Genomic DNA, 24,430 nt, shown 5'->3' on the forward strand with positions numbered 1-24,430 from the left:
GTGCCAGGCAGATAGTGCGTCAAATGCGTGAGGTTATTTTCGACACCGAAACCACCGGGCTCGATCCCAAAACCGGGGATCGCATGGTGGAAATCGGCTGTGTGGAAATGATCGGCCGGGTCGAAACGGGCCGCACCTTCCACGCCTATTTCAATCCCGAACGCGATATGCCGGTGGAAGCGGAAAAGGTGCATGGCCTGTCGTCTGCCTTCCTCGCCACCAAGCCGCGCTTTGCCGATACGGCGGATGAATTGCTCGCCTTTCTCGGCGATGCCCCGCTCGTCGCGCATAATGCGGGCTTCGATTTCGGCTTTCTCAACAACGAGTTGAGCTTGTGCGGGCGCGCGCCCATCGATCTTGGGCGCATGGTCGACACCGTCGCCATTGCGCGCAAGAAACACCCCGGGGCCAAGCTTTCGCTCGATGCGCTATGCACCCGTTATGGCATTGATCGCTCGCACCGGGTCAAGCACGGCGCGTTGCTCGATGCCGAATTGCTTGCGCAGGTCTATGTCGAGCTGACAGGCGGGCGCCAGATCGGCCTCGAACTGACTGCTGATGCCGACAGCGCGCACGCCGCCAGCGATGCGCCGTGGTATCGCCCCGTTGCCAACCGCCCGCGCCGTGAACCGCGCCCCCATGCCGCGTCTCCCGAAGAGCGGGCGCGCTGGGAGGCCTTTCTTGCCGCCGAAATCAAGGAGGCGGTCTGGACGCGCTGATGGCTTGAACCGGGCGGGCAAGGGATGGCCTGTCCACCACTTGGGAAGAAGGGGGTACACCGCATGGACATTCGCATTTCCGGCCACCAGATGGACACCGGAGCCGCGCTCCAGGAACATGCTTCGGAAAAGCTCGCCGCGATCGTCGACAAATATTTCGATCGCGCGCTTTCATCCCACGTCACGTTCGGCAAGGCCCCGGCGGGTGCCTTCACCTGCGATATCGTTACCCATGTGATGCAGGGGCTGATCCTCAAGGCACAGGGCGCCGCGCAGGATGCGCATCTCGCGCTCGATGAAGCGGTCGGCAAGATCGAAAAGCAGCTGCGCCGCTACAAGCGCCGGCTCACCGATCATCACCAACAGGCGCTGGCCAGCCGGGCCGAGGAAGAAGCCGCCTACACGATTTTCGCCCTCCCCCCTGACGAGGAAGAGGAAGTCACCGTTGATGCGCCGCTGGTGATTGCCGAGACCCGCGTTGACATTCCCACCGCCACGGTTGCTGACGCTGTCATGCTGATGGACCTGCGCAACACGCCGGCGCTGTTTTTCAAAAACGCTGGCACCGGGCGGCATAATATGATTTACCGGCGTGCCGATGGTTCGATCGGCTGGGTCGAACCGCGCTAGGGCCTCGCTGGGCTATGCCCGGAGCTTGATCAAGAAGGCCCGGTCGGCGGATGCAGGAGGGGCTTCCGCCTCGCCCTCGCGCACTGGACCTCAGGCGCGAAGGCGACTATCTGCCTGTTGCCGGGGCATATTCAGTCTGGATTTCATCACGCAATGGACATCAATCTCGTCGTTTTGCCCGAAGCCGTGACCTTTGCCCGTCTCGATAGCAAATCCAAGGTTTTTGCCGCGCTGGCCACGTCGTTTGCGGCGGCCTACGGGCTCGACAAGACCAGCGTCCTCGAAGGGCTCGAGCAGCGCGAAATGCTCGGCAGCACCGGTTTCGGGCGCGGCATCGCGATTCCGCATTGCCGCCATCCGGGCGTGAAGCGCCCGACGCTGGCGCTGATCAAGCTGGAAACCCCGGTCGAATTCGGCTCGCCCGATGCGGTTCCGGTGAGCCTGGTGTTCGGTCTGGTCTCGCCGGAAAATGCCGGGGCGACCCATCTCCACGCGCTCGCTGCGATCTCGCGGCTCACCCGTAGTGAAGCGATGGTGCAATTGCTGATGGAAGCCGAAACGCCCGAAGGGCTCTATGCGCTGCTCTCCAACCAGTTCTTGCAGGACGCGGCCTGAGCCGGCCATCCCATGAGCGGCGCGCATTCGGCGAAAGGCCCGTTGGGGGCTGCATTGCATTACCGCGCGCTGGAGCAGCTTTACGCCTCGGCGCCGATCAATCGCAAATTCGCCTCGACGCTTCACATCCCCGGCGAAGGGCTGTCGCGACTGACCTTTGATGTCACCGCGGCGGATTACCACGCGGCAGGCGCCGCGCATGGCACGATCTACTTCAAGATGCTTGATGATGCCGCCTTCTATGCGGCGAACACCTTGGTGACCGATCGCTTTCTGCTGACAACCGGGTTCAACCTCCATTTCACCAAGCCGGTGCGTACCGGCACGGTGGTGGCCGAAGGGCGCTGGATCAGCGGCAAGCGGCGGGTGTTTGTGGCCGAGGCGCGGCTTATCGATGCCGAAGGTGAAGAAATCGGGCGCGGCACCGGCACCTTCATGCGCTCGCGCATCGCGCTGTCGGGGCTGCCGGGTTACAGCAGCGCCGCGCAGTGAGCGACGCGCGCCTGCCCGCGCATCTTGAGGTGGCTGGCCTGATCCGGCTTGTCGAATCGCTGGGCGGCTTCGCCACGGTGCTTGCCAAGGGTGAGCGCGACGGCGGCACGATCCTGATTGCAATCATGTGTCGCGGCGGCCCCGCCCAGCTCTATGAAAGGATGCCGGGGTTGGATGGATCGCGCAGCTTTGTTGCGACCAAATCCCAAGATTCTGAGAATCCTGCGGAATTTTCCGAATATCTCGATCGCCGCCGCCGTCAGGACCCGGATTTGTGGATTCTGGAGGTGGATATCGACGCAGCGGAACGCTTCACCGCAATTTTGCCATAATTGCTTGACCCCTGCCACCTTATGGCTAACGGGCCGGCAATCTTCTCGCGCAGGCTGATCGGGTAGCAATCCGGCTATCCGCACAGCACGCAGACGGGGAGCCGCCGGCAGGCTTAACGCGAACCACCCCCTCTCCTTGCGAAACATCGCAACAGGTTCCCGCCTGCGTCTGTGCGCGCTCACCGCCTAAATTGTTGAGATAATGAGTCGTAAGACCCTGTCTTTTGGTGCGATCGCCGCCTGTGCCTTCGCCAACCTGATCTTTTCCAGCGCCAACAGCGCGGAAGCTGAAACGACCGAAGGGGCCGCCGCGCAAGCCATCGCGAGCCCCGGAACCACCACTCCGGATGAGGGGATCGAGATCGTCCCCGCGACCCCGGTGTTCGTTTCGCGTGAAGTCATTCAACCCCTGCCCGAAAACTGGGTCGAGCCCGATCCGCAACCGGCCTCGCTTGCCGAATTGGTGAAGCAGGTCGACACGCGCCGCAAGCTGAGCGCCGAGATGCGCTGTCTTGCCGGCGCGGTCTATTTCGAATCGCGCGGCGAGCCGCTGGCAGGCCAGCTTGCGGTGGCGCAGGTCATTATCAACCGGGCTGATGATCCGCGTTTCCCCGCCAGCTATTGCGGTGTGGTGCAGCAGGCCGGTCAATTCTCGTTCATTCGCAACGGCCGGATGCCGCATATCCGCGAACATTCCGCCGCCTGGGCGCGCGCGCGGGCGATTGCCGAAATCGCGCATCGCGGGTTGTGGCAGTCCGAGGCGAATGACGCGGTGTTCTTCCACGCGCGCTATGTCAGCCCCGGCTGGAGCCAGCGCAAAGAGCGACTGGCCCAGATCAGCACGCATATCTTCTACAGGTGATCCCATCTCATCCCCGTGGGGAGGGGGTTAGGGGGTGGGGGCTTCTGCCCCGGTGAGGGCATACCCCCCATCCCAACCCTTCCCCAAGGGGAAGGGCTTTTGTGATTCACGCCTTCAGGCGCGCCCAAACCGGCGCATGATCGCTCGCTTTCTCGCGCCCGCGATGCGCCTTGTCGACGCCCGCAGCCTCCAACCGGTCGGCGCATTCGGGTGACAGCAGGATGTGATCAATGCGGAAGCCGTGATCGCGCTGCCACGCCCCCGCCTGATAATCCCAGTAGGTCCACACCCCGCCGCGCGGATTGCGCGTGCGGAGCGCATCACACCAGCCATCGCCGAGCAGCCGCGCATAGGCCGCGCGCGATTCGGGCTGCATCAGCGCATCATCCGCCATCGCCTTGACCGACCAGACATCATCATCTTCGGGGATGACGTTGAAATCGCCGAGCACCACCGCGGGCACTTCTTCGGCCCAGATCGTCGCCATGCGCGCGCGCAGGGCTTCCATCCAGCGCAGCTTGTAGTCGAATTTCGGCCCCGGATGCGGGTTGCCATTGGGCAGGTAAAGGCAGGCAATGCGGATGCCGTTCACTTCGGCTTCGAGGTAACGCGCCTGTTCGCCTTCGCCGTCATTGGGGCCATTGACCCCCAGCCCGCGCTGGACTTCGCAGATGGTGAGGCCCGCCTGCGTATCCACCAGCATGGCCACGCCGTTGAAACTTTTCTGACCGTGCCAGATCGCGCTGTAGCCCAGCTCTGTGAATTCCTCGGCGGGGAAGCCATCATCCTGCGTCTTGATTTCTTGCAGGCAGGCAACCGACGGGCGCGTTTCGGCGAGCCATTCCTTGAGCCGCGGCAGCCGCGCCTTGATCCCGTTGATGTTGAAGGTGGCAATTTTCATGGGCGCGGTGATGCCCCACATGGCTGCCCAAGTCTAATTCAAATCCCGAAGCTTGCCCCGCAGCCGCAACCTGCGGCGGCTTGCGGGTTTTCGACCTTGAAGGCCGCTCCGCCCAGCGATTCGACGAAGTCGACGGTGCTGCCCGCGATCAGATCGAGGCTCACCGGATCGACCACCAGCTTGACCCCATCGGTTTCGCTCACGCTGTCATCGGCTTCGGGGGCATCGGCAAGATCGAACTTGTACTGGAACCCCGAACAGCCGCCGCCTTCGACCGAGAGGCGCAGGATCGCAGGGCGCGTCTGCTTGGCGGCGATCTTGGCGATGCGATCCGCAGCGGCGGGGGTGAGCGTGAGAGGTTCGGCCATGGCTCTGATGTAGGTCAGGCAGGGGCGATCCTCAAGGGATCAAACCGTCTGGATATAGTCGCGCAAGGCCGCAGCCTCGTGCTGCACTTGATCCATCTTGTGCTTCACCAGATCGCCGATCGAGATGAAGGCAATCAGCTCCCCATCATCCACCACGGGAAAATGGCGGAACCGCCGCCGGGTCATCAGGCCCAGCGCTTCGTCGATGGTGGTGCTCGGCGAAACCGTGATGGCGGGCGAGGTCATCAGCTTTTCGACCGGCTGGTTGAGACAGGCGCCCGCGTCCTCGGCGATGCAATAGACCACATCGCGTTCCGAGATGATCCCGACAACGCGGCCCTCGCGCAGCACCGGCATGGCCCCGATGCGCTGCTGGCCGAGCATGCGGATCGCTTCGACGAGCGGGGTTTCGGCGGTACAGGAAATGATCGCTTCGGAACGACGCCCGGCGATGATCGCGGCAATGTTCATGACATTCTCCCTCTCTCTCCCGACAGGCAGAATGCCATTTTTGCCGGCGGAAAGCGAATCCTGCCTGCACGCGGCTCGCCGCGAGGCCGTTGCAAAGCGGCGCGCGGCGGCCCATGGGGGAAGCATGGTTCAGAAATCCCCGCTCGATGATCCGATCAACGCCGCGCATGCCTGGGCGCGTTACCGCCAGATCATGAAAGTGCTGATGGCGGTGACCGTGGTGACCGTGGTGCTCGCGCTTGGCCTGCTGTTTGCCTTTAACGGCGCGATCTCGGTGCATTACTACATCGCCGTAGCACTCGGCATCAGCTTCACCATGCTGCTGGGCGGCGGGCTGATGGGCCTTGCGTTCCTGTCCAACGGAACGGGCCACGACGAATCGGTCGACAACCGCATGCCGGGCCGGGATGAATTTTGGTCGCCTGACGAGAAGTAAGCCCGCCGCCTAGCGCTGCGGATAGAGCCGGTATTCCTCGACCGGAACCCCGCCGATCAGATGCTCCTCGATGATCCGGTCGAGCACCTGCGGGCTGCACGAGTGATACCACACGCCATCCGGCCACACGACCGCGACCGGGCCGACTCCGCAGATCTGGAGGCAATCAGCCTTGCTGCGCTGTACGCCGCCGCCCGGCCCCTTGGGATGATCCGGTGCGCGTAGCGGCCCGATTAGCCCGCGCTCCTTGAGCCGCTCTTTCAGGAATTGCCAGCTTTCCGCCCCCGCCTTGCGCGAGCAGCACTTGGCCTTGTTCGACAGCGCGCACAGGAAGATGTGGCGCTCCACCGCATTGCCCGGTGCATCGCCGCCATAATGGCGGGCCAGCGCGGATTGCGCGGCCATCAGCGGGAGGTTCTCGCTCATTTTGACGCGGGTTCCTCGCGCAACCAGCGATCGAGCCAGGCGAATACGGTCTCGTGCCATTGCAGCGAGTTCTTCGCGCCGAGCACCCAGTGGTTCTCATCGGGGAAGACCAGCAATTGCGCCGGAATATTGCGCTCCTGCAAGGCGGTGAAGGCGCCGAGCCCTTGCGTATAGGGCACGCGGAAGTCCTTTTCGCCCAGCACCACCAGCATCGGGGTGCGCCACTTGTTGACATGGGCAACCGGGTTCCACTTCTCGTAGGTGTCCGCGGTCTGGGCATAGGTGCCGCCGAAATCCCAACGCGGGAACCACAGCTCTTCGGTCGCATAATAGAAGGCGCGGGTATCAAACAGCCCATTGTGATTGACGAGGCAGCGGAAGCGCTCGGGCCACTGTCCGGCAATCCAGTTGACCATGTACCCGCCATAGCTCGCCCCCATCGCGCAAGCGCGGGTGCCATCGATCTGCGGATCAAGCGTCAGGGCATGCGCCAACCCTTTCTGCAAATCTTCGAGCGGCTTGCCGCCCCAATCGCTGTTGATCGCATCAGTGAAGGCCTGCCCGTATCCGGTGCTGCCGTGGAAATCGATCGAGATCACTGCATAGCCCTGGCTCGCGAAGACGCGCGGGTTCCAGCGGGTCGACCACGAATCATTATAGCTGCCCTGCGGCCCGCCATGGATGTTGAGCAGCGCCGGGATCGGGCCTTTCTGGTCTTTCAGCCGGGTGATCTGGCCCCAGACGGTCGCACCATCGGCACCCTTGAAGCTGAACCGCGTCGTCATCGTCGGCGCCATCCGGCCCATCCGGGTGGTGACGACATCGGTGAGCGGCTTGGCCTGCGCGAGATCGGCCGACAGGTAAAGCTCGCCCGGCTGGCCAATCGAATCGCGGGTGAACAGCAGGCGGTTGCCGGGCAGCGGCGTGAGGTTGGCGATATGCGCTTCGTTGCCTGCCATCAGCTCAAGCCGGGTGACAGCGCCGCTTGCGAGATCAATCCGGTAGGCGGGCGTATCGAGCACCTCGCCTGCGGTCGCCAGCAGGAAAGTGCCATCCGCGCTCCACACCAGCCCGCCGAAGCTCAGATCGGTGTTGGCGGTGAGATTGCGGGTCTGACCATTGAAGCGATCAAGCAGCCGCACCGACAGCCGGTCTGCCTCGTAGCCCGGACGGTCCATTGCCAGCCACGCGACGAAGCGCCCGTCGGGCGAGATCACCGGGTTGGTGTCGGTCGCCGGGTTGCTGCGCGTCACCAAAGTGGGGGCCGCCCCGTCGAGTTCGGAGACGTAGATATCGAGATTGGTCGAACCCGGTTCGGTGCGGTTTGCAAGGCGGGCGGTGAAATAGACCGCGCTGCCATCGGGCGTGAAGGCAATGTCCTCGCTGCCGCCGAAGGGCAAGGTCGGGGTGTTGGCGGTGATCCCGCTGGACGGATCGCGCCCGTCGATCGGCACGCCCTCGCCCGCGACGGCGCCATTCTCGAGACCGAACACGAACACGCGGTGCGGCGCGGCAGGGTTTGACCACGTATCCCAGTGGCGCACGAAGCCTTGTCCGCCCTCGTAAAGCCGGCCGCTGCCGGGGCCGGGCAAATGGGCGTTGACCCGGTCGCCGCAGCCAAAGGTCGGGCAATCGCGTGGAACCTGCGCCCACACGGCAATCCGGTTGGCTTGCGGGGCCAGCTTGAACCCGGCGATATCAATGTCGGGAAACGCGGCGACGACTTGCGGCGCGCCCGTCACCCCGGTGCCGCTGATCGCGATGCGCCACACCCGTGCCCGGCGCGGGGCCGCACTGTCGGGGTGTTCGCTGCTGAGGAAATAGAGGTGCCCGTCGCCAGCCAGTGTCAGGCCCGATGCGCGCAACGGCAGCGCGAGCGGCCGGGGCTGTGCGCCCGGCGTGGCGAGATCAAGCTGATAACAGACCGGCTTGCGATCCAGCGTCGTCGCGTCCGTCGTGGTGACAGCATAGACAACAAAACTGCCATCGGGCGCGGCCACCGGCGCGCCGAGGCGCGGCAGGGTGACAAGATCGCGCGCGCTCATCGCAGGCGCCGGGGATGGTGACGAGGTCTGCGCCGCCAGCGGGGTTGTGGCGGCGATTACGGTGGCGGCGGGCAGCAGGGCTGCGGCCAATCGGGTGGTCCAATGCATGGGGAGCGGATTAACGCGCCGGACGCCTCATGGCCAGAGGCGAGACGCCGGAAGGCGAGCGCTCGCCGCCGGTTACATCCGCTTGCCGACGATCCGCGCGATTTCCGCCTGCACCATGCGTTCGACCATGGCGGGCAGGTTCTTGTCGAGCCATTCCGCCAGCATCGGGCGGAGCAGATCGCGGGTCAGCCCTTCGAGCGAGGTTTCCCCTGATCGCACGATCTGCGGGCGGGCACCCGGTTCGGCGAGCATCGCCAGCGCGGCGAGGTTTTCCTGCATGGCTTCGCGCAACGCTGGGGTGATCAGCGGCGCATCCTCGTTGCTGGCCTCTGCTGCGGACTCAGGCTCGACCGAGAGTTCCATATCGGCAAGATCAAGCACCTCGGCTTCATCGCGCACGGTATGCGGGCGGCCAGGTGTGCTGGACGAATCGGCGGATTCCCCGGCTTCGTCGGTCGTTGCCACCAACCCGCGTTGCCGCCGCGCTTCCAACGCGCCGGCGCGATTGTCGCGGGCGATCACTTTCTTGATCGATTCGAGGATCTCTTCCACCGAAGGTTCACCGCTGTGCGACATGCTGCCCTGCTTCCTGATCTGACCGTGCCCCGATTGCCTGTCCCGAATCGGGAAAAGACGAGGGCTTACGGTTCGAGTTGCGGACCGATCTTTGCGTCAGGCGCGGGAATGTCAACGGTGCTGGTGGAACGCGCGGCGGCTTCGGGATCGCGATCCCAGTCCCACGCCTTGCCCTTCACCCGGCGATAATTGACATCGGGATCATACAGCACGCCGCCGGTGTCGAGATTGAGATCCTTGGCTTCCGCGCGGCCCATCAGCGCCAGCAGGTTGAAGCCCGCGACATAGGCATTGCGCCGCGCGGTGACGAGTTGGGCGCGGGCTTGCAGCAATTCCTGTTCGGCGTTGAGCACTTCGATGATCGTGCGATTCCCGATCGAATTTTCGGCGCGCACGCCTTCAAGGCTCAATTCCGCCGCCTCGACCGCTGCCTGCGCGCTGCGGATCACCGCATTGGCGGCCTGCCAGTTGGAAAACGTGGCGCGGGTTTCGGCAATCACCTGCCGTTCGGCCGCAATCAGATCTTCGAGCGCCGCGCTTTCGCGCGCCCCGGCCTGACGCTGCTGTGCGGCGGGCAAGCCGCCCTGAAAGATCGGGATTGTCACCCGGATGCCGGCATTGGCGGTGGTTTCAGCCTGGACGAAATTGGCCGCAATCGGGCCGCCCAGCGTCCCGAAAAAGTCGCTATATTGCCCGTTCGCGAACAGACCGACCGTGGGCAGGCGACCGGCGCCGGCGGCCTTGGTGTCAAAGCCCGCCGCCTCGGCGCGTTCCTTGGCCGCGATCAGATTGGGGTTGTTTTCGAGCGCGATCACCATGGCATCGCCGGGCTTCTCCGGCAGGCCGGGCAGTGGCGGCGGTGCTTCGAGTTCGCCCGGCGCACTGCCGACCAGCCGGATATAAGCTTCGCGCGCGGCGATCAGGTTGGCTTCGGCCTGCTGGAAATCGGCTTCGGCCACGGCAAGGCGCGAGCGCGTCTGCGCCACATCCGTGATGGTGAGATCGCCGATCTCGAACCGATCACTCGCCGCTTCGAGATTGGTACGCAGCACATCGACCTGGTTGGCAGCCAGCCCGACCAGCGCCTCGGTGCGCAGCACATCCATGTAAGCGGCGACAACCTGCGCGAACACGGTGCTTTCGGTGTTGCGCAGATCAGCCTGCCCGGCTTCGACGCGCTGTTTGGCCGCGGCGATGCCATTGCGCACGGCCCCGCCCGAATAGACCGGCACCAGCAACTGCGCGCCGACATTGAGGTTGCGCTCCGGCGCGGTGAAGGCGTTGGCCGACTGCCGGACGAACTCGGTCTCCGTCGCGGTGATATTCACCGACGGCAGGCCTTGCGCGCGCTGGATCGCCACGCCTTCATCGGTGGCGCGCTGCGTCGCACGCGCCGCTTCGAGCGTGGGGTTGTTGCTATAGGCCCCCACCAGTGCATCACGCAGGGTATCGGCTGCTGCAGGCGTCGCCGCCAGCGCGGCAAGGGCCAGCAGGCTGGCCGTTCCGGCGAGCCGCGTCATGGGGCGCGAACCGGTCACGCGAACGACCAGCTCTTGGGTGCGTCGAAAGCGTGCAGCACCGGAATGCCGAGATCTTCCACCGGGCGCAGTGTCATCCGGCCATCGATCTTCCGCCCAGTGGCAAGCCGGGTCACCTGGCGCAGCACCAGACCGGATACGATCCGGCCATCATCAGCCAGTTGCGCCGCCAGCGCATCGGGGATCTGCTCGACCGCACCATCCACCACGATCAGCGTGAAGGGTGCGCCCGCTGCAGCCTTGCCCGCAGCAGCATCGGCCGCGCTCAAAGTCGTCACTTCGCTGACCAGCGGTTGCAGCAGCGCGGTGAGGTAGCCCGTGCCGCCCTCGATCACCAGCACGCGATCCGCGCGCACCGGAGCCGCTTCGAGCAGCAGTTTGCCATAGAACAGCGGCGCGGCGAGATGGCCTGTGGCACCCAGCAGCACGGCGCGATCAATATAGGCAACCGCGGCCTTGTCGGCAGGGAGGAAGTCCTCGCGCGGGACAGCGAGCATCCGGGCGAGCACGAATTCTTCGTTGACCCCGCTGGTGCGCAGCTGGCTGTCAATCATCGCGCGGCGCGCGGGTCTGCTGTCGTGGCCTGCGGTGTCTTTCGTCATGGTGGCTTCGATCATATCAACTCCGTCTCCGCTGTATTAGACGTGCAATACAGCAGATCAAGCCCCTCTCTAGCCATCGTGCGCTCGTGTTCCAAGCGCTTTGCCGCATTCAAGACCTTTGACCTGTCGCCATTTGCAGGTTTAGGGGAGCGCGCATCGACCGGGATAAGGATAGCTTCGATGAGTGACATGATGACGGCGCAGGCAGCAGATGTGCGGATCGAGACGGATTCGCTGGGCGAAGTGGCGGTTCCGGCGCATGTTCATTGGGGTGCGCAGACCCAGCGCTCGATCGTCAATTTCCCGATTGGCGGCGAGAAAATGCCGCCGGCGCTGGTGCGCGCGCTCGGGATCCAGAAGCTCGCGGCGGCGCGCGCCAATATGAAGCTTGGTGTGCTCGATGCCACGCTGGGCGAGGCCATCGTGCAGGCCGCGCGCGAGGTGATCGACGGCACGCTGGCCGACCAGTTCCCGCTGGTGGTGTGGCAGACCGGCAGCGGCACCCAGTCGAACATGAATGCCAATGAAGTCATCGCCAGCCGCGCCAATGAAATCCTCACCGGCAACAAGGGCGGCAAGACCCCGGTTCACCCCAATGATCACTGCAATATGGGGCAATCGTCGAACGACACTTTCCCTACCGCCATGCATATCGCCGCGGCGGTCGAGGCGATGGATCACCTGCTGCCGGCGCTCAGGAAACTGCACGGCGCGCTCGATGCCAAGGCGCAGGAATTCGCCGACATCGTGAAGATCGGCCGCACCCACCTCCAGGACGCGACCCCGATGACGCTGGGGCAGGAGTTCTCCGGCTACGCCAAGCAGGTCGAATACGGCATCGCCCGGGTCGAGGCCGCGCTGCCCCGCGTGCTCGAACTGGCGCAGGGCGGCACTGCCGTGGGCACCGGGATCAACGCCAAGGTCGGCTTCGACACCGCCTTCGCCGCGGAAGTCGCCGCCGAGACCGGCCACGCCTTCGTCACCGCCTCCAACAAGTTCGAGGCGCTCGCCGCGCATGACGCGATGGTCGAGATCTCGGGCGCGCTCAATGTGCTGGCGGTCAGCCTGATGAAGATCGCCAACGACATCCGCCTGCTGGGCTCGGGCCCCCGCAGCGGCCTCGGCGAACTCTCGCTCCCCGCCAACGAGCCGGGCTCCTCGATCATGCCGGGCAAGGTCAACCCGACCCAGTGCGAGGCGATGACGATGGTCTGCGCGCAGGTGATGGGCAACCACATGGCGGTGACCGTGGCGGGATCGCACGGGCACCTCGAACTCAACGTCTTCAAGCCGGTGATCATCTACAACGTGCTGCAGTCGATGAAGCTGATCGGCGATGCCGCCCATGCCTTCACCGACAATTGCGTCGTGGGGATCGAGGCCAACACCACCCGCATCACCCAGCTGCTCAATGAAAGCCTGATGCTGGTGACCGCTCTCAACCCGCATATCGGCTATGACAACGCGGCCAAGATCGCCAAGAAGGCCCATGCCGAAGGCACGACGTTGAAGGAGGCGGCGCTGGCCTTGGGCCTCTTGACCGAAGAGCAATTCGTGCAGTGGGTGGTGCCCGCCGACATGATCCGTCCGCGGGATTGAGCCGGAACGGAGGGCGCTCCGGCACCCTCCGCCGCTCGATGAACAGACGTTCAGCTTTCGACCAATGCGCCATCTCGCCCGATAACCCGTCCGCCAAGACGTGGCGTGCCGGGCCGGGGTGGGTTATCGCTTGGCACTATCATGGCGATGTTTGAAACCGATCTTGCGCCCGCGCCCTCGCGGGTAAGCGTATCTTTCCGCACCGTGCTGCTTTCCATGGTGGCACTATGGGCAACCTATTTCCTGCTCACCACCTTCCGCAGTCTGGTGATGGATTTCGGATTGCAATTCGAAATGGCGTGGCGGCGCGGGCTGGTGTCGGCCGTCGGCATTGGCCTTACCATTGTCTTGTGGTTGCTGCTGCGGCTGTTCGATCGCCACACGCTCCCGGTGAAGATCGCGGCGGCAACCGTGCTGGCGCTGCCGGTCGCGATGGCCATCGGGCAAGTCAACCAATGGGTGTTCGAGGATATCCAGCAGGCGCAGGAAAAGCTCTACGCCGAGAAGTATAATCTCAACCTGCGGCGCGACGAGGCCGGTAACCTGCTGGTCGATGTGCCGGTGCGCCGGGTCAGCCCGGCACAGGGCGGCGGCCAGCCGTCCGAGGAAGTGGTCGGCTCGGAAAGCGTGATCATCGCCCCGGCCGATCCGAATGGCGATTTCTGGAAGCGGCTGCTCGAAGTCGCGCTCGGCCGTTATTTCCTGCTGCTGGCGTGGGCAACAACCTATTTCGCCTTGCTGGCCGGGGTGCAGGCGCGTGAGGCCGAGCGGCGCGAGGAGCAATTCCGTTCAGCGGCCAAGGCGGCCGAGCTGCGCTCGCTGCGCTATCAGGTGAACCCGCATTTCCTGTTCAACACGCTCAATTCGCTCTCGGCGCTGGTGATGACCGGCAAGGCCGAACGGGCCGAAGAGATGATCCAGACCATGAGCCGGTTCTACCGGCATTCGTTGGCCGACGAACTGACCAGTGATGTGCCGCTGCGCGACGAATTCGATCTTCAGCGGCTTTATCTCGATATCGAAGCCGTGCGCTTTCCCGAGCGGCTGCGCTCTTCCTTTGATCTTCCGCCTGCGCTCGCCGATGCGCGCGTGCCGGGGATGATCCTGCAACCGCTGGTCGAAAACTCGGTCAAATATGCGGTGTCGGCGGTGACCCGACCCGTCACGATTTCTGTCGCCGCGCGCGAGGAGCTCGGCGAGCTGGTGATCACCGTCAGCGATGATGGCCCCGGTGTGCCCAAGGGCAGTGTGCACGGGCTGGGCATCGGGCTCGCCAATGTGCGCGATCGCCTGCAAGCGCGCTTCGGCCCCGAAGTCGGCTTTGTTTCGGGCGCGGGCAATGGCGGCTATCACACCGAAATCCGGATTCCCCTGACGCGTATCGAGGTTGGCCATGGGCACTGACAGCGAAGAGCAGAACACGCTCAGAACCCTGATTGTTGATGATGAACCGCTGGCGGTCGAACGGATTCAGGTGATCTGCGCCGAGATCCCCTCGATTCGCGTGGTGGGCACGGCGAGCGATGGCGCCGCCGCGCTGCGGCTCGCCGAGAAACTCCACCCCGATCTGGTGCTGCTCGACATGACGATGCCCGAACTCGACGGGCTGTCAGTGGCGCGCAAGCTGGCCGAAGGGGAAACCCCGCCGGCCGTGATCTTTGTCACCGCGCACGACAATTTCGCGGTCGAGGCTTTCGATCTCGAAGCGGTCGATTACGTGCTGAAGCCGGTTGCCGCCGACCGCCTTGATCGCGCGATCGAGCGCGCGCTCGCGCGGCGCGGGCCGACACGGGCGAAATCAGGACGCCATCTCGACGAATTGTGGGTGCCGAACCGTTCCGAACTGCTGCGGATTGCGGTGAGCGAGGTTCACCGCATCGATGCCGAACGTGATTATGTGCGGCTGCATGTCGGCACCAGCGAAGCGCCGCGATCCTATCTCTTGCTCCAGACCATTGCGGGGCTGGAGTCGCGGCTCGATCCCGAACGCTTCATCCGCATCCATCGCTCGACCATCCTGCGGCGCGATGTGATCCGCGGGCTGCGCCATGATGGGTTGGGGGTGTGGTCGGCCGAATTGCACAATGGCGAGGCGCTGCGGATCGGGCGCACCTATCTCCCCAAAGTCAAGGCCATGGCCGGACGCTGAGCGCGCCGTCGGGCAGAAAGAAAATGACCCGACGCGCTGAAGGCCTCAGGCGCGCCGGGTCAGGTTGCTGCATCCGCTCGGGGTAAGATCGCGATGCAGTCAAAGTCAAAGCGGTATCAGGGGCAACCAGAGGTCAGCCGCCCTTCTGGGCATCGCTGGCCATCAGCTGTGCGACCTGCTTCTGCGCGCTGGCATGGGCCTTGGCCATGCAGGCCTTGGCATCGGCGCTCAGAATGCGTGAGCTCGAGTCAGGGACCGAGACCTGGCACACATTGCGCACGGCGCGGGTGATCCGCCAGTTCAGTTCCTTCTGGCCCTTGGGCGTCGCCAGATCGATGTCGTTCGTGGCAAAGGCGACGATCCGGGTTTCGGGCTGCACTTGGCTGATCTGGGCCAGCGCGGGGGTCGCGGCCAGAACCAGCCCAAGGGCGGCGGTAGCAGTGGCAATCAGTTTCATCTCTTCCTCCATCATGCAGGGCCTGCCAGATCCGGGCGGGGGCCGGGCGGGGTTACCGGAAGGCCTGCTGAAAGTCGTTTTACCTCAGGGCTTAACGGGGATCATGGCCTGCTCGACCAAACAGGGGCGCGCATCCGATTGACGATGCGCCGTTTGGATGTGCGACAGAAAAGCGCCGACGAAAGGTGGTTTCCAACCGACGGGCGCGAGCCCATAGTGGGACTTGCGATGAATGTAGCGGTGATCATCATCTTCGTGCTGGGCATCGGCAACTTCACCATGCACCGCGCGGTGATGGAGAGCCGCCATCCGTTGCTGCGCGCCTGGCCGGGCTTGGCTCATCCGCTCGGACGCAAGGTTGCGTTCGGGACCGAATTTCTGGTGCTGCTGCTCGCCCTGATGCTGGCGAGCAACGGCTGGCCGGGCTTTGCCTTTGCCTATGGGATCTACACTGTGTGCAATGCGCTGGCTTCGTGGCTGATGCTGAGCGGGCGGGTGTAGCGGTGATGACGACCCGTCTGTTCCATATTTCCGACGTGCATTTCGGGGTCGAGAACCGCGCTGCGCTGGCCGAAGTCGCGCGGGCGGTGGCCGCCGAACAGCCCGACGCCGTGATCTGCACCGGCGATCTCACCCAGCGCGCCAAACACAGCGAATATGCGGCGGCGCGGGCGTGGTTTGCCGGATTGGGCGTGCCGGTGATCCTGCAACCCGGCAATCATGACATGCCCTATTACAACCCGTGGGAACGCTTTGCCGATCCGTTCCGGCGCTACCGCGCGCTCGATGCGGCGGTGGGCCGTTCCTTTGCATCGGAGGATGTCGTGCTGGTGCCGTTCCTGACGACGGTGCCTGCGCAGTGGCGCTTTCCGTGGTCTGACGGGGTGGTGAAGGCCCCCGCCCTCGCGCAAACCGTGGCCGCTCTGCAAGACCTCAAGGATGATCCCCGGCACAAGCTGGTCTTGGCGCACCACCCGCTGCTCGGGCCGCATGATGAGGGCAAGAACCCCACGATCGGCGGCGATGCTGCCTTTGCCGCGCTGGCAGCGGCGGGGGCTGACGCGGTGCTTTCGGGCCATGTCCATGTCCCGCTGGATGAGGTGCGCAGCCGCGGCGGGCACGCGATGCGGATGATCGGCGCGGGCACGCTCTCGACCCGGCTGCGCCACGGCGCGCCGCCATCCTACCGCGTCATCACAGCGGCGCGCGGGCAGCCGCTCACCAGCGAGCTGCGGGTGATCGCCGCCTGATCCTGTCACCGCAGATGCAAAAAAGGGCGACCCGTGAGGGCCGCCCTTTTCCACGTACCAAAAGGTAAAACCGTTTAGCGCTTCGAGAACTGGAAGCTGCGGCGGGCCTTGGCCTTGCCGTACTTCTTACGCTCGACCACGCGGCTGTCGCGGGTGAGGAAGCCAGCGGCCTTCACCGTGCCGCGCAGTTCCGGCTCATACTTCGAAAGCGCCTGCGCGATGCCGTGCTTCACGGCACCGGCCTGACCCGACAGACCGCCGCCGGTGGTGGTGGCGATCACGTCATACTGGCCGACGCGGTCGGTGATGGTGAAAGGCTGGTTGATAACCAGACGCAGGGTCGGACGCGCGAAATAGGTTTCCTGGTCCTTGCCGTTGATGGTGATCTTGCCGGTGCCCGGCTTCACCCACACGCGGGCCACGGCGTCCTTGCGGCGGCCGGTCGCATAGGCACGGCCCTGCGCATCGACTTCACGCTCGCGCAGCGGCGCGGTGACGCGGGCGATTTCGGCGGCATCACCCTGCGGGGCGTTGCCAGCGATGTCCTTGAGATCGGCGAGATCGGACACGGTGTTGTTCTCGTCAGCCATTATGCGGTGACCTTGTTCTTGCGGTTCATGGAAGCAACGTCGAGCACTTGCGGCTGCTGGCCAGCGTGCGGGTGCTCGGTGCCGGCATAGAGGTGCAGCGCCTTCATCTGCTGACGACCCAACGGGCCGCGCGGAATCATCCGCTCAACCGCCTTTTCCAGCACGCGCTCGGGGAAACGGCCGCCCAGCACCTTGGCCGGGGTGGTTTCCTTGATGCCGCCGGGGTGGCCGGTGTGCTTGTAGTAGAACTTGTCGGTCATCTTGTTGCCGGTGAACTTCACCTTGTCGGCGTTGATGACAATGACATGATCGCCGCAATCGACATGCGGGGTGAAGCTCGGCTTGTGCTTGCCGCGCAGGATGTTGGCGATGATCGCGGCGAGACGGCCGACGACCAAACCATCGGCGTCGATGATGTGCCAGTTCTTTTCGACCTCGGCCGGTTTGATCGACCGGGTCTGCTTGCTGAGCGCCTTCATGGCTTTGGATCCTTAGGTTCGAAGATCGGACTGCGGGATGAGCCGCTGTCCGGAGAATCGCCGGGGCAAGGCACGCCCGCCCCTTACGAAGTGGCGGGCATTTGTCGTTTGGTGCCGTTTAAGTCAAGCAAAACCGCGCCTTTCGGCGGTGGTAAAATAATACCGTGACTCAAATCATGCGGTCCAACCCACCCAGCCATTGCGCGGTCGGGGGGTGCGCGGCATCCGCGTGCCAGCCGATAATCGCCGGGGTTTCATAGGGGTGCAGCGTGCCGATCCGCGCGATCGCAGCCTCAATCTGCGCGGGAGTGGTCTTGCACAGCATGCCCACTTCCTGCGCGCTGTCGGCCTTGCCCTCCCACAGGAACAGCGATTCCACCTGCGGCAAGATATTGGCGCAGGCAATCAAGCCATCGGCCAGCAATTGCCCGGCAATCCGGCGTGCGCATTCCTGATCGGGGCACGGGCACCAGATCAGCGCGGCCCCGTTCATGCCGGGCGCCGGGCACCGCGTGCGTGCATCGCCCAGGCCGTGCTCGCCACCAGCAACGCGCCGACAAGCTGGTGCGCAGCGGCGACCCACAGTGATACGCCGCTCATCACCGTGGCGATGCCGAGCAGCACCATCACCCCAAAGGCGCTGTGCACCGCGATGCTGGCGAAGCGATCAGCCATGCGCACCGCGCGCGCCAGCCACACCAGCGCCGCTACCGCCACCCATGCCCACCAGCGATGGAGGAATTGCAGCAGGAAGGGATCATGGGTGAGCGTCCACAGCACGCCGCCGCGCCAGTCGATCGTCGGGATCAGCTGCCCGTTCATCAGCGGCCAGTCATAGGCGGCATGGCCTGCATTGAGTCCGGCGACCCACGCGCCCAGCAGCAGTTGGATGAACAAGACGCCGCCGACTAAGGCGGCCCCGGCGGTCAGGCGTGCCGGCCGCGCCGCCGGATCGCGCGCCAGCATCCGCAGATCGCGCGCGGTCCACACCAGCCCGGCAAGCAGGAACAGCGCGGTGAGCAGATGAGCCGACAGGCGGAAATGGCTTACATCGGTCAGATCGGTTTCACCCACGCCTGATGACACCATATACCAGCCGAGCGCGCCCTGTCCGCAGATCAGCGCGAACATCGCCCCCAAGCGCCAGCCGTAGCCCGCCGGGATCATGCGGCGCGCCGCGAGCACGATCAGCGGCAGCAGAAAGGCCAGTCCGATCACCCGGCCCAGGATGCGGTGGAACCATTCCCAGAAGAAGATGAACTTGAAGGCGGCAAGATCCATCCCCGCCGGGCCGCTTTCAAGGCGGTATTCGGCGGTGGTCTGATACTTGGCGAATTCGGCCTGCCATGCCGCCTCGCTCAGCGGGGGCAGGATGCCGCTGACCACGTTCCATTCGGTGATCGACAGGCCGCTTTCGGTCAGGCGTGTGATCCCGCCCACCATCACGATAAGCACGACCAGAAAGGCCACGATCTCGAGCCATCGCGCCAGCGCCAGCGGGCGCGCACGTGTGGGCGTTTGCGCCGCAGGGAATACAGCAAGACGAGCAGATGTGGCCATGATCCTGCGGCAAATGTGCCGAACGGGACGAATCTGCAAGCCTGTTTGCCGCAAAGGCCGATGCGCGGCTTGCAAGGGCAGCCGGTCGCGGCGGAATTGCCTTGCGAAATGTCACAACATTACATAGGGCGAGGCGATGGCCTCCTCGCCCGCTCCTTATGCGAATCGGATTTCGCTGCGCCGTCGTCTCGATCATGTCGGGATCGCGCTGGCGGGGCTGTGCGCGGTGCATTGCCTTGCCACGCTGCTGATTGTGTCGGCTTTGGGGCTGGGCAGCCACTTCCTGCTGGCAGAAAGCATCCATCGCACCGGCCTGATGCTGGCGGTGATGGTGGCCGCCCTCGCGATCGGCTGGGGTTTCATGCGGCATCGCCGGGTCGCCCCGCTCGCCATTGCGGGCAGCGGGATCGCCTTGATGGCAGCGGCGCTATTGGTGGAGCATGGCGTTGGCGAATTGTGGCTGACGCTCGCCGGGGTCGCGCTGGTCTCGGCCGGCCACGTGCTCAATCTGCGCGCCGCGCGCTGAACCCGGCAAACTTGCGGTTGCACCCTCGGGCTGAGCGCCTATGTCACGCGCCATGACCAGCCCCAAGACCATCACCTTGAACGGCGATCCGCGCCGCACCACTGCCACCACGATTGCCGAGCTTGTCCGCGAACTGGACCTCGCGCCCGAGAAAGTCGCGGTCGAGTGCAATGGCGCCATCGTGCCGCGCTCGACCTTGGCAGAAGCGCCGCTTGCTGAAGGGGATGTGCTGGAAATCGTCCATTTCGTCGGCGGCGGCGATCATGCCCCGGACACCTGGACCGTGGCGGGCCGCACCTTCACCTCGCGGCTGATCGTCGGCACAGGCAAGTACAAGAGCTTCGAACAGAACGCGGCGGCTGTGGCAGCAAGCGGCGCGGAGATCGTCACCGTCGCAGTGCGGCGGGTGAATGTCTCGGATCCCAAGGCCCCGATGCTGACGGATTACATCGACCCGAAAAAAATCACCTATCTCCCCAACACCGCCGGATGTTTCACCGGCGAAGAAGCGGTGCGCACCCTGCGGCTGGCACGCGAGGCGGGCGGCTGGGATCTGGTGAAGCTCGAAGTGCTGGGCGAAGCGCGCACGCTCTATCCCGACATGCGCGAGACTCTCAAGGCGACCGAAGTGCTCGCCAAGGAAGGGTTCCTGCCGATGGTCTATTGCGCGGATGATCCGATTGCCGCCAAGCAACTGGAAGATGCCGGCGCGGTCGCGATCATGCCCTTGGGTGCCCCCATCGGTTCGGGCCTCGGCATCCAGAACCGCGTGACGATCCGCCTGATTGTCGAAGGAGCCAAGGTGCCGGTGCTGGTCGATGCCGGGGTGGGCACGGCATCGGATGCGGCGGTCGGCATGGAGCTCGGCTGTGATGGCATCCTGATGAACACCGCGATTGCCGAGGCGAAAGACCCGATCCGCATGGCCCGGGCGATGAAGCTTGCGGTTGAGGCCGGGCGCGAGGCCTATCTTGCCGGGCGCATGGCGCGGCGGATGTATGCCGATCCCTCAAGCCCCTTGGCCGGGTTGATTTGAGAGCCGTTCCCGCATCGCGAAGGCGAAGCGGACCCCAAGAACACACCTAACCTTTAATTAACCATAGTGCGCGACAGTCTGCCGGTAACCGGGGAGACCGTGATGACCCTTGCCCACAGCAGCAGCGCCCAGATGACCATCAACGAGCTGCGTGAATTCGCCAGCTTCGCGCCGTGCGAGCAGCGCTATATCAAGCGCAGCCTCGATATCGGGCTTGCGCGCTGCGATGCCTTCCGTCTGTGGGGCCGCAGCGAGTCGGAGAACGTCGCGATCCGCCGCCAATATGTCGCCTATCAGGATTTGAAGGCCTTGCGCGCGGCGATCCCGCACGAAGGGACGGCGGGTGAGGTTGAAAACCTGCTGGCCAAGCTGGTGCGGCTCGCCGCCTTTGATCTCGAACAGGAACGGCTGGCAAGCTTTGCCGCTTTCCGTTTCCTCTATGAACGCTTGCTCGGGGCGCGGGTGCGCCCGTGGCTGCCTGCGGCCTTCTGCGCAGCGGCAGCGCTGCCTTCGATCCGCCCGGAGCGGCGCAAGCTGCTGCTGCAATCGCTCTCCGAGGCCGCAGCGACGGCGCCGGGCTGGTCCCCGCGCGAGCCGATCTTTTATCCGGAATATGTCGAACACGTCGAGGCGGCTTAAATTGATGAGAGTTGCTGCGCCAGGAGTCGATCAACCATCTCAATCATGGGCTTCAGATTAGGAGCGCCGCCATCTTTGAGGCTTTTATCACCTATCCCCAAGGCCGTGTAGTAATCGGTTGGATCATCCATGATGAGGTCAATAAGAGTCTTCTGACCCGGCAATATGAAGCCCAACTTCAAAGATATCACCGCATAGGCAAACGCTCGTGCTGTCCGCCCATTACCATTCTTAAATGGGTGTATCCAATTGATCATCCAAAGAGAATAAGCCGCTAACTCAAACACAGAGGCAGATGCCCAATGCGTTTTAAGATGATTATTGAACACCTCTAGATGCTCGTGCACATCATCGTGGCGTGGCGGCTGATGCACCACGACCCCACCCTTTACGACTAGAACGGCCTCTTCTCGGATTTCACCGGGCTTCAACAACAGAAACAGAGTCGCGGTCCGGTGAAACTCTCGCAGCGTCCAAACTGGCGGTGCCTCGGAACAACTGTTGTCCGCACCTCGCTTGTGGAACATCATCAAATGGACCAGTGCCTCAATGACGTTCACTTGGTTGGAATAATTCAGAACCTCGATCGCGTGGGCCGGCTCCCCGGTGATCAGATCCCAATTGTCATCGATCATGCTGACCTCGAAAGCGACAGAAGAATTATCTGTTTGCTTTCATAGGGCTAGGTCAGGCCTTGGGCAATCCCTCGATCTCCGCAAGGAGGGTTTCAACCTTTTCTCTGGTTAGAGTCGATTTGTCTCCGCGCATGCCCATAACAAGGCTTACCCGCTGCTGACGCCTCTCCGCTGGCGTCATTTTGTGAGCTCTGGCTCTTTCAATTAACTCTTGGGTTGTGTGCTGCACGGCTATGACTCCCGTTTGTCATCGTTTCCAAGAATCGGGCAAACCTCTTCCATGGGATTCAGGTCTTTGTGTTTGATCTTGCGATGTTTCGGTGTCGAATATCGTAATGAAATTAAATGAATCGGCAATGAGTCAAATGTGCCACACCTGTATCACCCGAGGCTTTAGGCCCTATCCCCGGTAAAGCCCGTCGATCCGTTCCTGATAGCGTTCGCGGATCTTGTGACGCCGGATCTTCATGCTCGGGGTCATTTCCTCGTTCTCGATGGTGAAGGCCTCATCGGCGAAGGCGAACTGGCGCACCTTTTCGATCACCGACAGGTCGGCATTGGTGCGATCGACCGCCGCGCGCACCGCGTTCTTGAAGGCGGGGAGCTGCTGGAGCGCGGCGAGATCGAACTTCTCGCCATTGGCGCGGGCCCATTCGAGCGCCCATTCGGCATCGGGGACGATCAGGCCAACAACGTAGGGGCGCTTGTCCCCGCTCACCATCGCCTGCGCGATTTCGGGCTGCAAGGTCAGCATGCCTTCGACCTTTTGCGGGGCGATATTATCGCCCTTGTCGTTGACGATCATATCTTTCTTGCGGTCGGTGATCTTGATGCGGCCTTTCTCGTCGAGATAGCCGATATCCCCGGTATGCAGCCACGGAGCGCCCTGCGGATCGGCGGGATCGACCTTGAGCGTCCGCGCGGTTTCCGCCTCGTTGCGCCAATAGCCGTGCATCACCAGCTCGCCGCGGCACAGGATCTCGCCATCCTCGGCGATTTTCACCTCGACCCCGCGCAGCGGCGGGCCAACTGTGTCCATCTTGAGCCCGACCTTGGGCCGGTTGCAGCTGATCACCGGGCCGGCCTCGGTCTGGCCGTAGCCTTGCAGCATGGTGAGACCCATGGCCTCGAAGAAATTGCCGACTTCTGGGTTGAGCGGCGCGCCGCCCGAAACCATCGCCTTGATCCGCCCGCCGAACTTGGCGCGGATCTTGGGGCGCAGGGTTTTCTCGACGAGGAAATCGAGCGGCTTGTCACGCAGGCGCTTTTTGCCCTCGGTGGAATTGTCCGCGATTTTCAGTGCGGCATCCATCATGAAGTTGGCGACCTTGCCCTGTTTTTCGACCTGTTTCATGATCCGTGTGCGCAGCACTTCGAACAGGCGCGGGACGACGACCATGATGGTCGGGCGGGTCTCCTCGATATTGCTCGCGAGCTTTTCGAGGCCTTCGGAATAGAAGATCTCCGCGCCAATGCCGATTGGCAGATATTGCCCGCCGGTGTGTTCATAGGCGTGGGACAGCGGCAGGAACGACAGGAAGCGTTCGTCCTTCACCCCGAAATCCTCGATCAGCACTTCGGCCGCGCCCGCGATATTGCACAGGATCGCGCCGTGGTGCTGCATCACCCCGCGCGGCGCACCGCCCGTGCCGCTGGTGTAGATCAGGCAGGCGGTGTCCGCGCGGCTGATCCCGGCAATCCGCGCGTCGACCGCCGCGCGCGCCGCCGCGGCATCGCCCACAGTCAGCGCTTTCCAGTCATGATAATCAAAGCTGCCCGATTGCTGGCGGTGCAGATCCTCGATCCCGATGACATGTTCGACCAGGCCGGTTTGGGTGATCGCCTCGGCGAGCGGCTTGAGCAGTTTGGTGTCCGACACAAACACCGCGCGCGCGCCCGAATTGTCGAGAATATGGGCGTGATCGCGCCGGGTGTTGGTGATGTAGGTGGGAACGGTGATGCAGCCGGCGGCCATGATCGCCAGATCGGCGATGCACCATTCCGGCCGGTTTTCCGAGACCAGCGCCACACGGTCGCCATCCTCCAGACCAAGGCGGCGCAACGCTTCGGCCAGCAGGCAGACCTGCTCGGCTGCTTCGCGCCAGCTTTGCGTCACCCACTGGCCGCCTTCCTTGTGGCCGAGAAAGGGCGCATCGCCTTTCTGATCGGCGCGCGTCAGGAACAGATTGACAAGATTGGCCGCATTATCAATATCTTGCAAAATCTGATCGTCCGCCGGATTGGCGTGCGGCGCGCCCGAATGGCGCATCTGGGGGGCATGCACTGGCAAAGGCTCCTGGTCCCTTTGTTTTGTTCTGTGAAGGGGCAAGGGATTGCCCCGAATGCCATCAAGTTAGGCGCGGATTTCCCGAGCGGCAAGCACCCGCGA

Annotated in this window: 30 protein-coding genes; 15 read left to right on the top strand and 15 right to left on the bottom strand. The window is 63.9% G+C overall.

Going from position 1 to position 24,430, the window contains the following annotated elements:
- Nucleotides 1-23: 23 nt before the first annotated feature.
- The 6 genes from dnaQ (at nucleotide 24) to SOQ14_RS07580 (ending at nucleotide 3,650) form a co-directional block, all read left to right on the top strand.
- Nucleotides 24-719: a DNA polymerase III subunit epsilon gene (dnaQ, locus tag SOQ14_RS07555; protein ID WP_322897447.1), complete on the top strand. Its 696-nt coding sequence runs from the start codon at nucleotides 24-26 to the stop codon at nucleotides 717-719.
- Between the two features lie 63 nt (nucleotides 720-782).
- A complete protein-coding gene (gene hpf, locus SOQ14_RS07560) occupies nucleotides 783-1,349 on the top strand; it encodes a ribosome hibernation-promoting factor, HPF/YfiA family (protein ID WP_322897448.1) in 567 nt (188 codons plus the stop codon).
- 153 nt (nucleotides 1,350-1,502) lie between these two features.
- Nucleotides 1,503-1,964, top strand: a complete 462-nt coding sequence (locus tag SOQ14_RS07565; RefSeq protein ID WP_322897449.1) for a PTS sugar transporter subunit IIA — start codon at nucleotides 1,503-1,505, stop codon at nucleotides 1,962-1,964.
- Nucleotides 1,965-1,976: 12 nt separating this feature from the next.
- Entirely contained in the window at nucleotides 1,977-2,456 is a 480-nt protein-coding gene (locus tag SOQ14_RS07570) for a PaaI family thioesterase (protein WP_322897450.1), read from the top strand.
- On the top strand, nucleotides 2,453-2,788 hold the full coding sequence (locus tag SOQ14_RS07575; RefSeq protein ID WP_322897451.1) for a DUF1491 family protein: 336 nt from the start codon (nucleotides 2,453-2,455) through the stop codon (nucleotides 2,786-2,788). The genes SOQ14_RS07570 and SOQ14_RS07575 overlap by 4 nt, the downstream gene beginning before the upstream one ends.
- Before the next feature lie 202 nt (nucleotides 2,789-2,990).
- Entirely contained in the window at nucleotides 2,991-3,650 is a 660-nt protein-coding gene (locus SOQ14_RS07580) for a cell wall hydrolase (protein WP_322897452.1), read from the top strand.
- 106 nt (nucleotides 3,651-3,756) lie between these two features.
- Here SOQ14_RS07580 and xth read toward each other — a convergent pair whose 3' ends face one another.
- Genes xth through SOQ14_RS07595 form a run of 3 tightly spaced genes read right to left on the bottom strand, consistent with a single transcriptional unit; the run spans nucleotide 3,757 to nucleotide 5,390 of the window.
- On the bottom strand, nucleotides 3,757-4,551 hold the full coding sequence (gene xth, locus SOQ14_RS07585; protein ID WP_322897453.1) for an exodeoxyribonuclease III: 795 nt from the start codon (nucleotides 4,549-4,551) through the stop codon (nucleotides 3,757-3,759).
- A gap of 38 nt (nucleotides 4,552-4,589) precedes the next feature.
- Nucleotides 4,590-4,919 (bottom strand): HesB/IscA family protein, encoded by a 330-nt coding sequence (locus tag SOQ14_RS07590; RefSeq protein ID WP_322897455.1) that lies wholly within the window; start codon nucleotides 4,917-4,919, stop codon nucleotides 4,590-4,592.
- 39 nt (nucleotides 4,920-4,958) lie between these two features.
- Nucleotides 4,959-5,390: a CBS domain-containing protein gene (locus tag SOQ14_RS07595; protein WP_322897456.1), complete on the bottom strand. Its 432-nt coding sequence runs from the start codon at nucleotides 5,388-5,390 to the stop codon at nucleotides 4,959-4,961.
- 124 nt (nucleotides 5,391-5,514) lie between these two features.
- Between SOQ14_RS07595 and SOQ14_RS07600 the strand changes: the two genes are divergently transcribed.
- The gene (locus tag SOQ14_RS07600; RefSeq protein ID WP_322897457.1) at nucleotides 5,515-5,826 is read left to right on the top strand and encodes a hypothetical protein; all 312 of its coding nucleotides are present in this window, start codon (nucleotides 5,515-5,517) and stop codon (nucleotides 5,824-5,826) included.
- Nucleotides 5,827-5,835: 9 nt separating this feature from the next.
- Here the strand turns inward: SOQ14_RS07600 and SOQ14_RS07605 are convergent, their stop codons facing one another.
- The 5 genes from SOQ14_RS07605 to SOQ14_RS07625 all read right to left on the bottom strand — a co-directional run bounded on the left by SOQ14_RS07605 (nucleotide 5,836) and on the right by SOQ14_RS07625 (nucleotide 11,136).
- Entirely contained in the window at nucleotides 5,836-6,252 is a 417-nt protein-coding gene (locus SOQ14_RS07605; RefSeq protein ID WP_322897458.1) for a (2Fe-2S) ferredoxin domain-containing protein, read from the bottom strand.
- Nucleotides 6,249-8,405: a S9 family peptidase gene (locus tag SOQ14_RS07610; protein WP_322897459.1), complete on the bottom strand. Its 2,157-nt coding sequence runs from the start codon at nucleotides 8,403-8,405 to the stop codon at nucleotides 6,249-6,251. Before SOQ14_RS07610 ends, SOQ14_RS07605 begins: the two co-directional genes overlap by 4 nt.
- A gap of 72 nt (nucleotides 8,406-8,477) precedes the next feature.
- Complete coding sequence (locus SOQ14_RS07615; RefSeq protein WP_322897460.1) at nucleotides 8,478-8,981, bottom strand: DUF2497 domain-containing protein; 504 nt, start codon at nucleotides 8,979-8,981, stop codon at nucleotides 8,478-8,480.
- Nucleotides 8,982-9,046: 65 nt separating this feature from the next.
- Nucleotides 9,047-10,501 (bottom strand): TolC family outer membrane protein, encoded by a 1,455-nt coding sequence (locus SOQ14_RS07620; protein ID WP_322897866.1) that lies wholly within the window; start codon nucleotides 10,499-10,501, stop codon nucleotides 9,047-9,049.
- A 14-nt stretch (nucleotides 10,502-10,515) separates the two neighbouring features.
- Nucleotides 10,516-11,136 (bottom strand): protein-L-isoaspartate O-methyltransferase family protein, encoded by a 621-nt coding sequence (locus tag SOQ14_RS07625; protein WP_322897461.1) that lies wholly within the window; start codon nucleotides 11,134-11,136, stop codon nucleotides 10,516-10,518.
- 165 nt (nucleotides 11,137-11,301) lie between these two features.
- On the opposite strand from SOQ14_RS07625, the gene fumC reads away from it, so the two are divergent.
- From fumC to SOQ14_RS07640, 3 genes are all read left to right on the top strand, one after another.
- On the top strand, nucleotides 11,302-12,720 hold the full coding sequence (gene fumC / locus SOQ14_RS07630) for a class II fumarate hydratase (RefSeq protein WP_322897462.1): 1,419 nt from the start codon (nucleotides 11,302-11,304) through the stop codon (nucleotides 12,718-12,720).
- Between the two features lie 141 nt (nucleotides 12,721-12,861).
- Entirely contained in the window at nucleotides 12,862-14,124 is a 1,263-nt protein-coding gene (locus tag SOQ14_RS07635) for a sensor histidine kinase (RefSeq protein WP_322897463.1), read from the top strand.
- Nucleotides 14,114-14,869 (top strand): LytR/AlgR family response regulator transcription factor, encoded by a 756-nt coding sequence (locus SOQ14_RS07640; protein WP_322897464.1) that lies wholly within the window; start codon nucleotides 14,114-14,116, stop codon nucleotides 14,867-14,869. Before SOQ14_RS07635 ends, SOQ14_RS07640 begins: the two co-directional genes overlap by 11 nt.
- 133 nt (nucleotides 14,870-15,002) lie before the next feature.
- Here SOQ14_RS07640 and SOQ14_RS07645 read toward each other — a convergent pair whose 3' ends face one another.
- Nucleotides 15,003-15,326 carry a UrcA family protein gene (locus SOQ14_RS07645; protein ID WP_322897465.1) on the bottom strand — a complete coding sequence of 108 codons (324 nt, stop codon included), beginning with the start codon at nucleotides 15,324-15,326 and terminating at the stop codon, nucleotides 15,003-15,005.
- A gap of 228 nt (nucleotides 15,327-15,554) precedes the next feature.
- Here SOQ14_RS07645 and SOQ14_RS07650 point away from each other — a divergent pair, with 228 nt between their 5' ends.
- Together SOQ14_RS07650 and SOQ14_RS07655 are read left to right on the top strand one after the other, a co-directional pair.
- Nucleotides 15,555-15,827 carry a hypothetical protein gene (locus SOQ14_RS07650; RefSeq protein WP_322897466.1) on the top strand — a complete coding sequence of 91 codons (273 nt, stop codon included), beginning with the start codon at nucleotides 15,555-15,557 and terminating at the stop codon, nucleotides 15,825-15,827.
- A complete protein-coding gene (locus tag SOQ14_RS07655; protein WP_322897467.1) occupies nucleotides 15,800-16,576 on the top strand; it encodes a metallophosphoesterase family protein in 777 nt (258 codons plus the stop codon). The genes SOQ14_RS07650 and SOQ14_RS07655 overlap by 28 nt, the downstream gene beginning before the upstream one ends.
- A 74-nt stretch (nucleotides 16,577-16,650) precedes the next feature.
- On the opposite strand, the gene rpsI is transcribed toward SOQ14_RS07655, so the two are convergent.
- The 4 genes from rpsI to SOQ14_RS07675 all read right to left on the bottom strand — a co-directional run bounded on the left by rpsI (nucleotide 16,651) and on the right by SOQ14_RS07675 (nucleotide 19,205).
- Nucleotides 16,651-17,166 (bottom strand): 30S ribosomal protein S9, encoded by a 516-nt coding sequence (gene rpsI, locus SOQ14_RS07660; protein WP_322897468.1) that lies wholly within the window; start codon nucleotides 17,164-17,166, stop codon nucleotides 16,651-16,653.
- On the bottom strand, nucleotides 17,166-17,645 hold the full coding sequence (rplM, locus tag SOQ14_RS07665; RefSeq protein ID WP_322897469.1) for a 50S ribosomal protein L13: 480 nt from the start codon (nucleotides 17,643-17,645) through the stop codon (nucleotides 17,166-17,168). Before rplM ends, rpsI begins: the two co-directional genes overlap by 1 nt.
- 169 nt (nucleotides 17,646-17,814) lie before the next feature.
- The gene (gene cutA, locus SOQ14_RS07670; protein WP_322897470.1) at nucleotides 17,815-18,138 is read right to left on the bottom strand and encodes a divalent-cation tolerance protein CutA; all 324 of its coding nucleotides are present in this window, start codon (nucleotides 18,136-18,138) and stop codon (nucleotides 17,815-17,817) included.
- Complete coding sequence (locus SOQ14_RS07675; protein ID WP_322897471.1) at nucleotides 18,135-19,205, bottom strand: COX15/CtaA family protein; 1,071 nt, start codon at nucleotides 19,203-19,205, stop codon at nucleotides 18,135-18,137. The genes cutA and SOQ14_RS07675 overlap by 4 nt, the downstream gene beginning before the upstream one ends.
- A 136-nt stretch (nucleotides 19,206-19,341) precedes the next feature.
- Here SOQ14_RS07675 and SOQ14_RS07680 point away from each other — a divergent pair, with 136 nt between their 5' ends.
- The 3 genes from SOQ14_RS07680 to SOQ14_RS07690 all read left to right on the top strand — a co-directional run bounded on the left by SOQ14_RS07680 (nucleotide 19,342) and on the right by SOQ14_RS07690 (nucleotide 21,406).
- Nucleotides 19,342-19,731 carry a MerC domain-containing protein gene (locus SOQ14_RS07680; RefSeq protein WP_322897472.1) on the top strand — a complete coding sequence of 130 codons (390 nt, stop codon included), beginning with the start codon at nucleotides 19,342-19,344 and terminating at the stop codon, nucleotides 19,729-19,731.
- Between the two features lie 52 nt (nucleotides 19,732-19,783).
- Nucleotides 19,784-20,767, top strand: coding sequence for a sulfur carrier protein ThiS (gene thiS / locus SOQ14_RS07685; RefSeq protein ID WP_322897473.1), 984 nt, complete (start codon nucleotides 19,784-19,786; stop codon nucleotides 20,765-20,767).
- A 102-nt stretch (nucleotides 20,768-20,869) separates the two neighbouring features.
- Nucleotides 20,870-21,406: a hypothetical protein gene (locus SOQ14_RS07690; RefSeq protein ID WP_322897474.1), complete on the top strand. Its 537-nt coding sequence runs from the start codon at nucleotides 20,870-20,872 to the stop codon at nucleotides 21,404-21,406.
- Here the strand turns inward: SOQ14_RS07690 and SOQ14_RS07695 are convergent.
- Nucleotides 21,403-22,041, bottom strand: coding sequence for a Fic family protein (locus SOQ14_RS07695; RefSeq protein WP_322897475.1), 639 nt, complete (start codon nucleotides 22,039-22,041; stop codon nucleotides 21,403-21,405). The genes SOQ14_RS07690 and SOQ14_RS07695 overlap by 4 nt on opposite strands.
- Before the next feature lie 400 nt (nucleotides 22,042-22,441).
- Complete coding sequence (locus tag SOQ14_RS07700) at nucleotides 22,442-24,310, bottom strand: AMP-dependent synthetase/ligase (RefSeq protein WP_322897476.1); 1,869 nt, start codon at nucleotides 24,308-24,310, stop codon at nucleotides 22,442-22,444.
- Between the last annotated feature and the right edge of the window lie 120 nt (nucleotides 24,311-24,430).

The sequence above is a fragment of the Erythrobacter epiphyticus genome (assembly GCF_034653295.1).
GTDB lineage: Bacteria > Pseudomonadota > Alphaproteobacteria > Sphingomonadales > Sphingomonadaceae > Erythrobacter.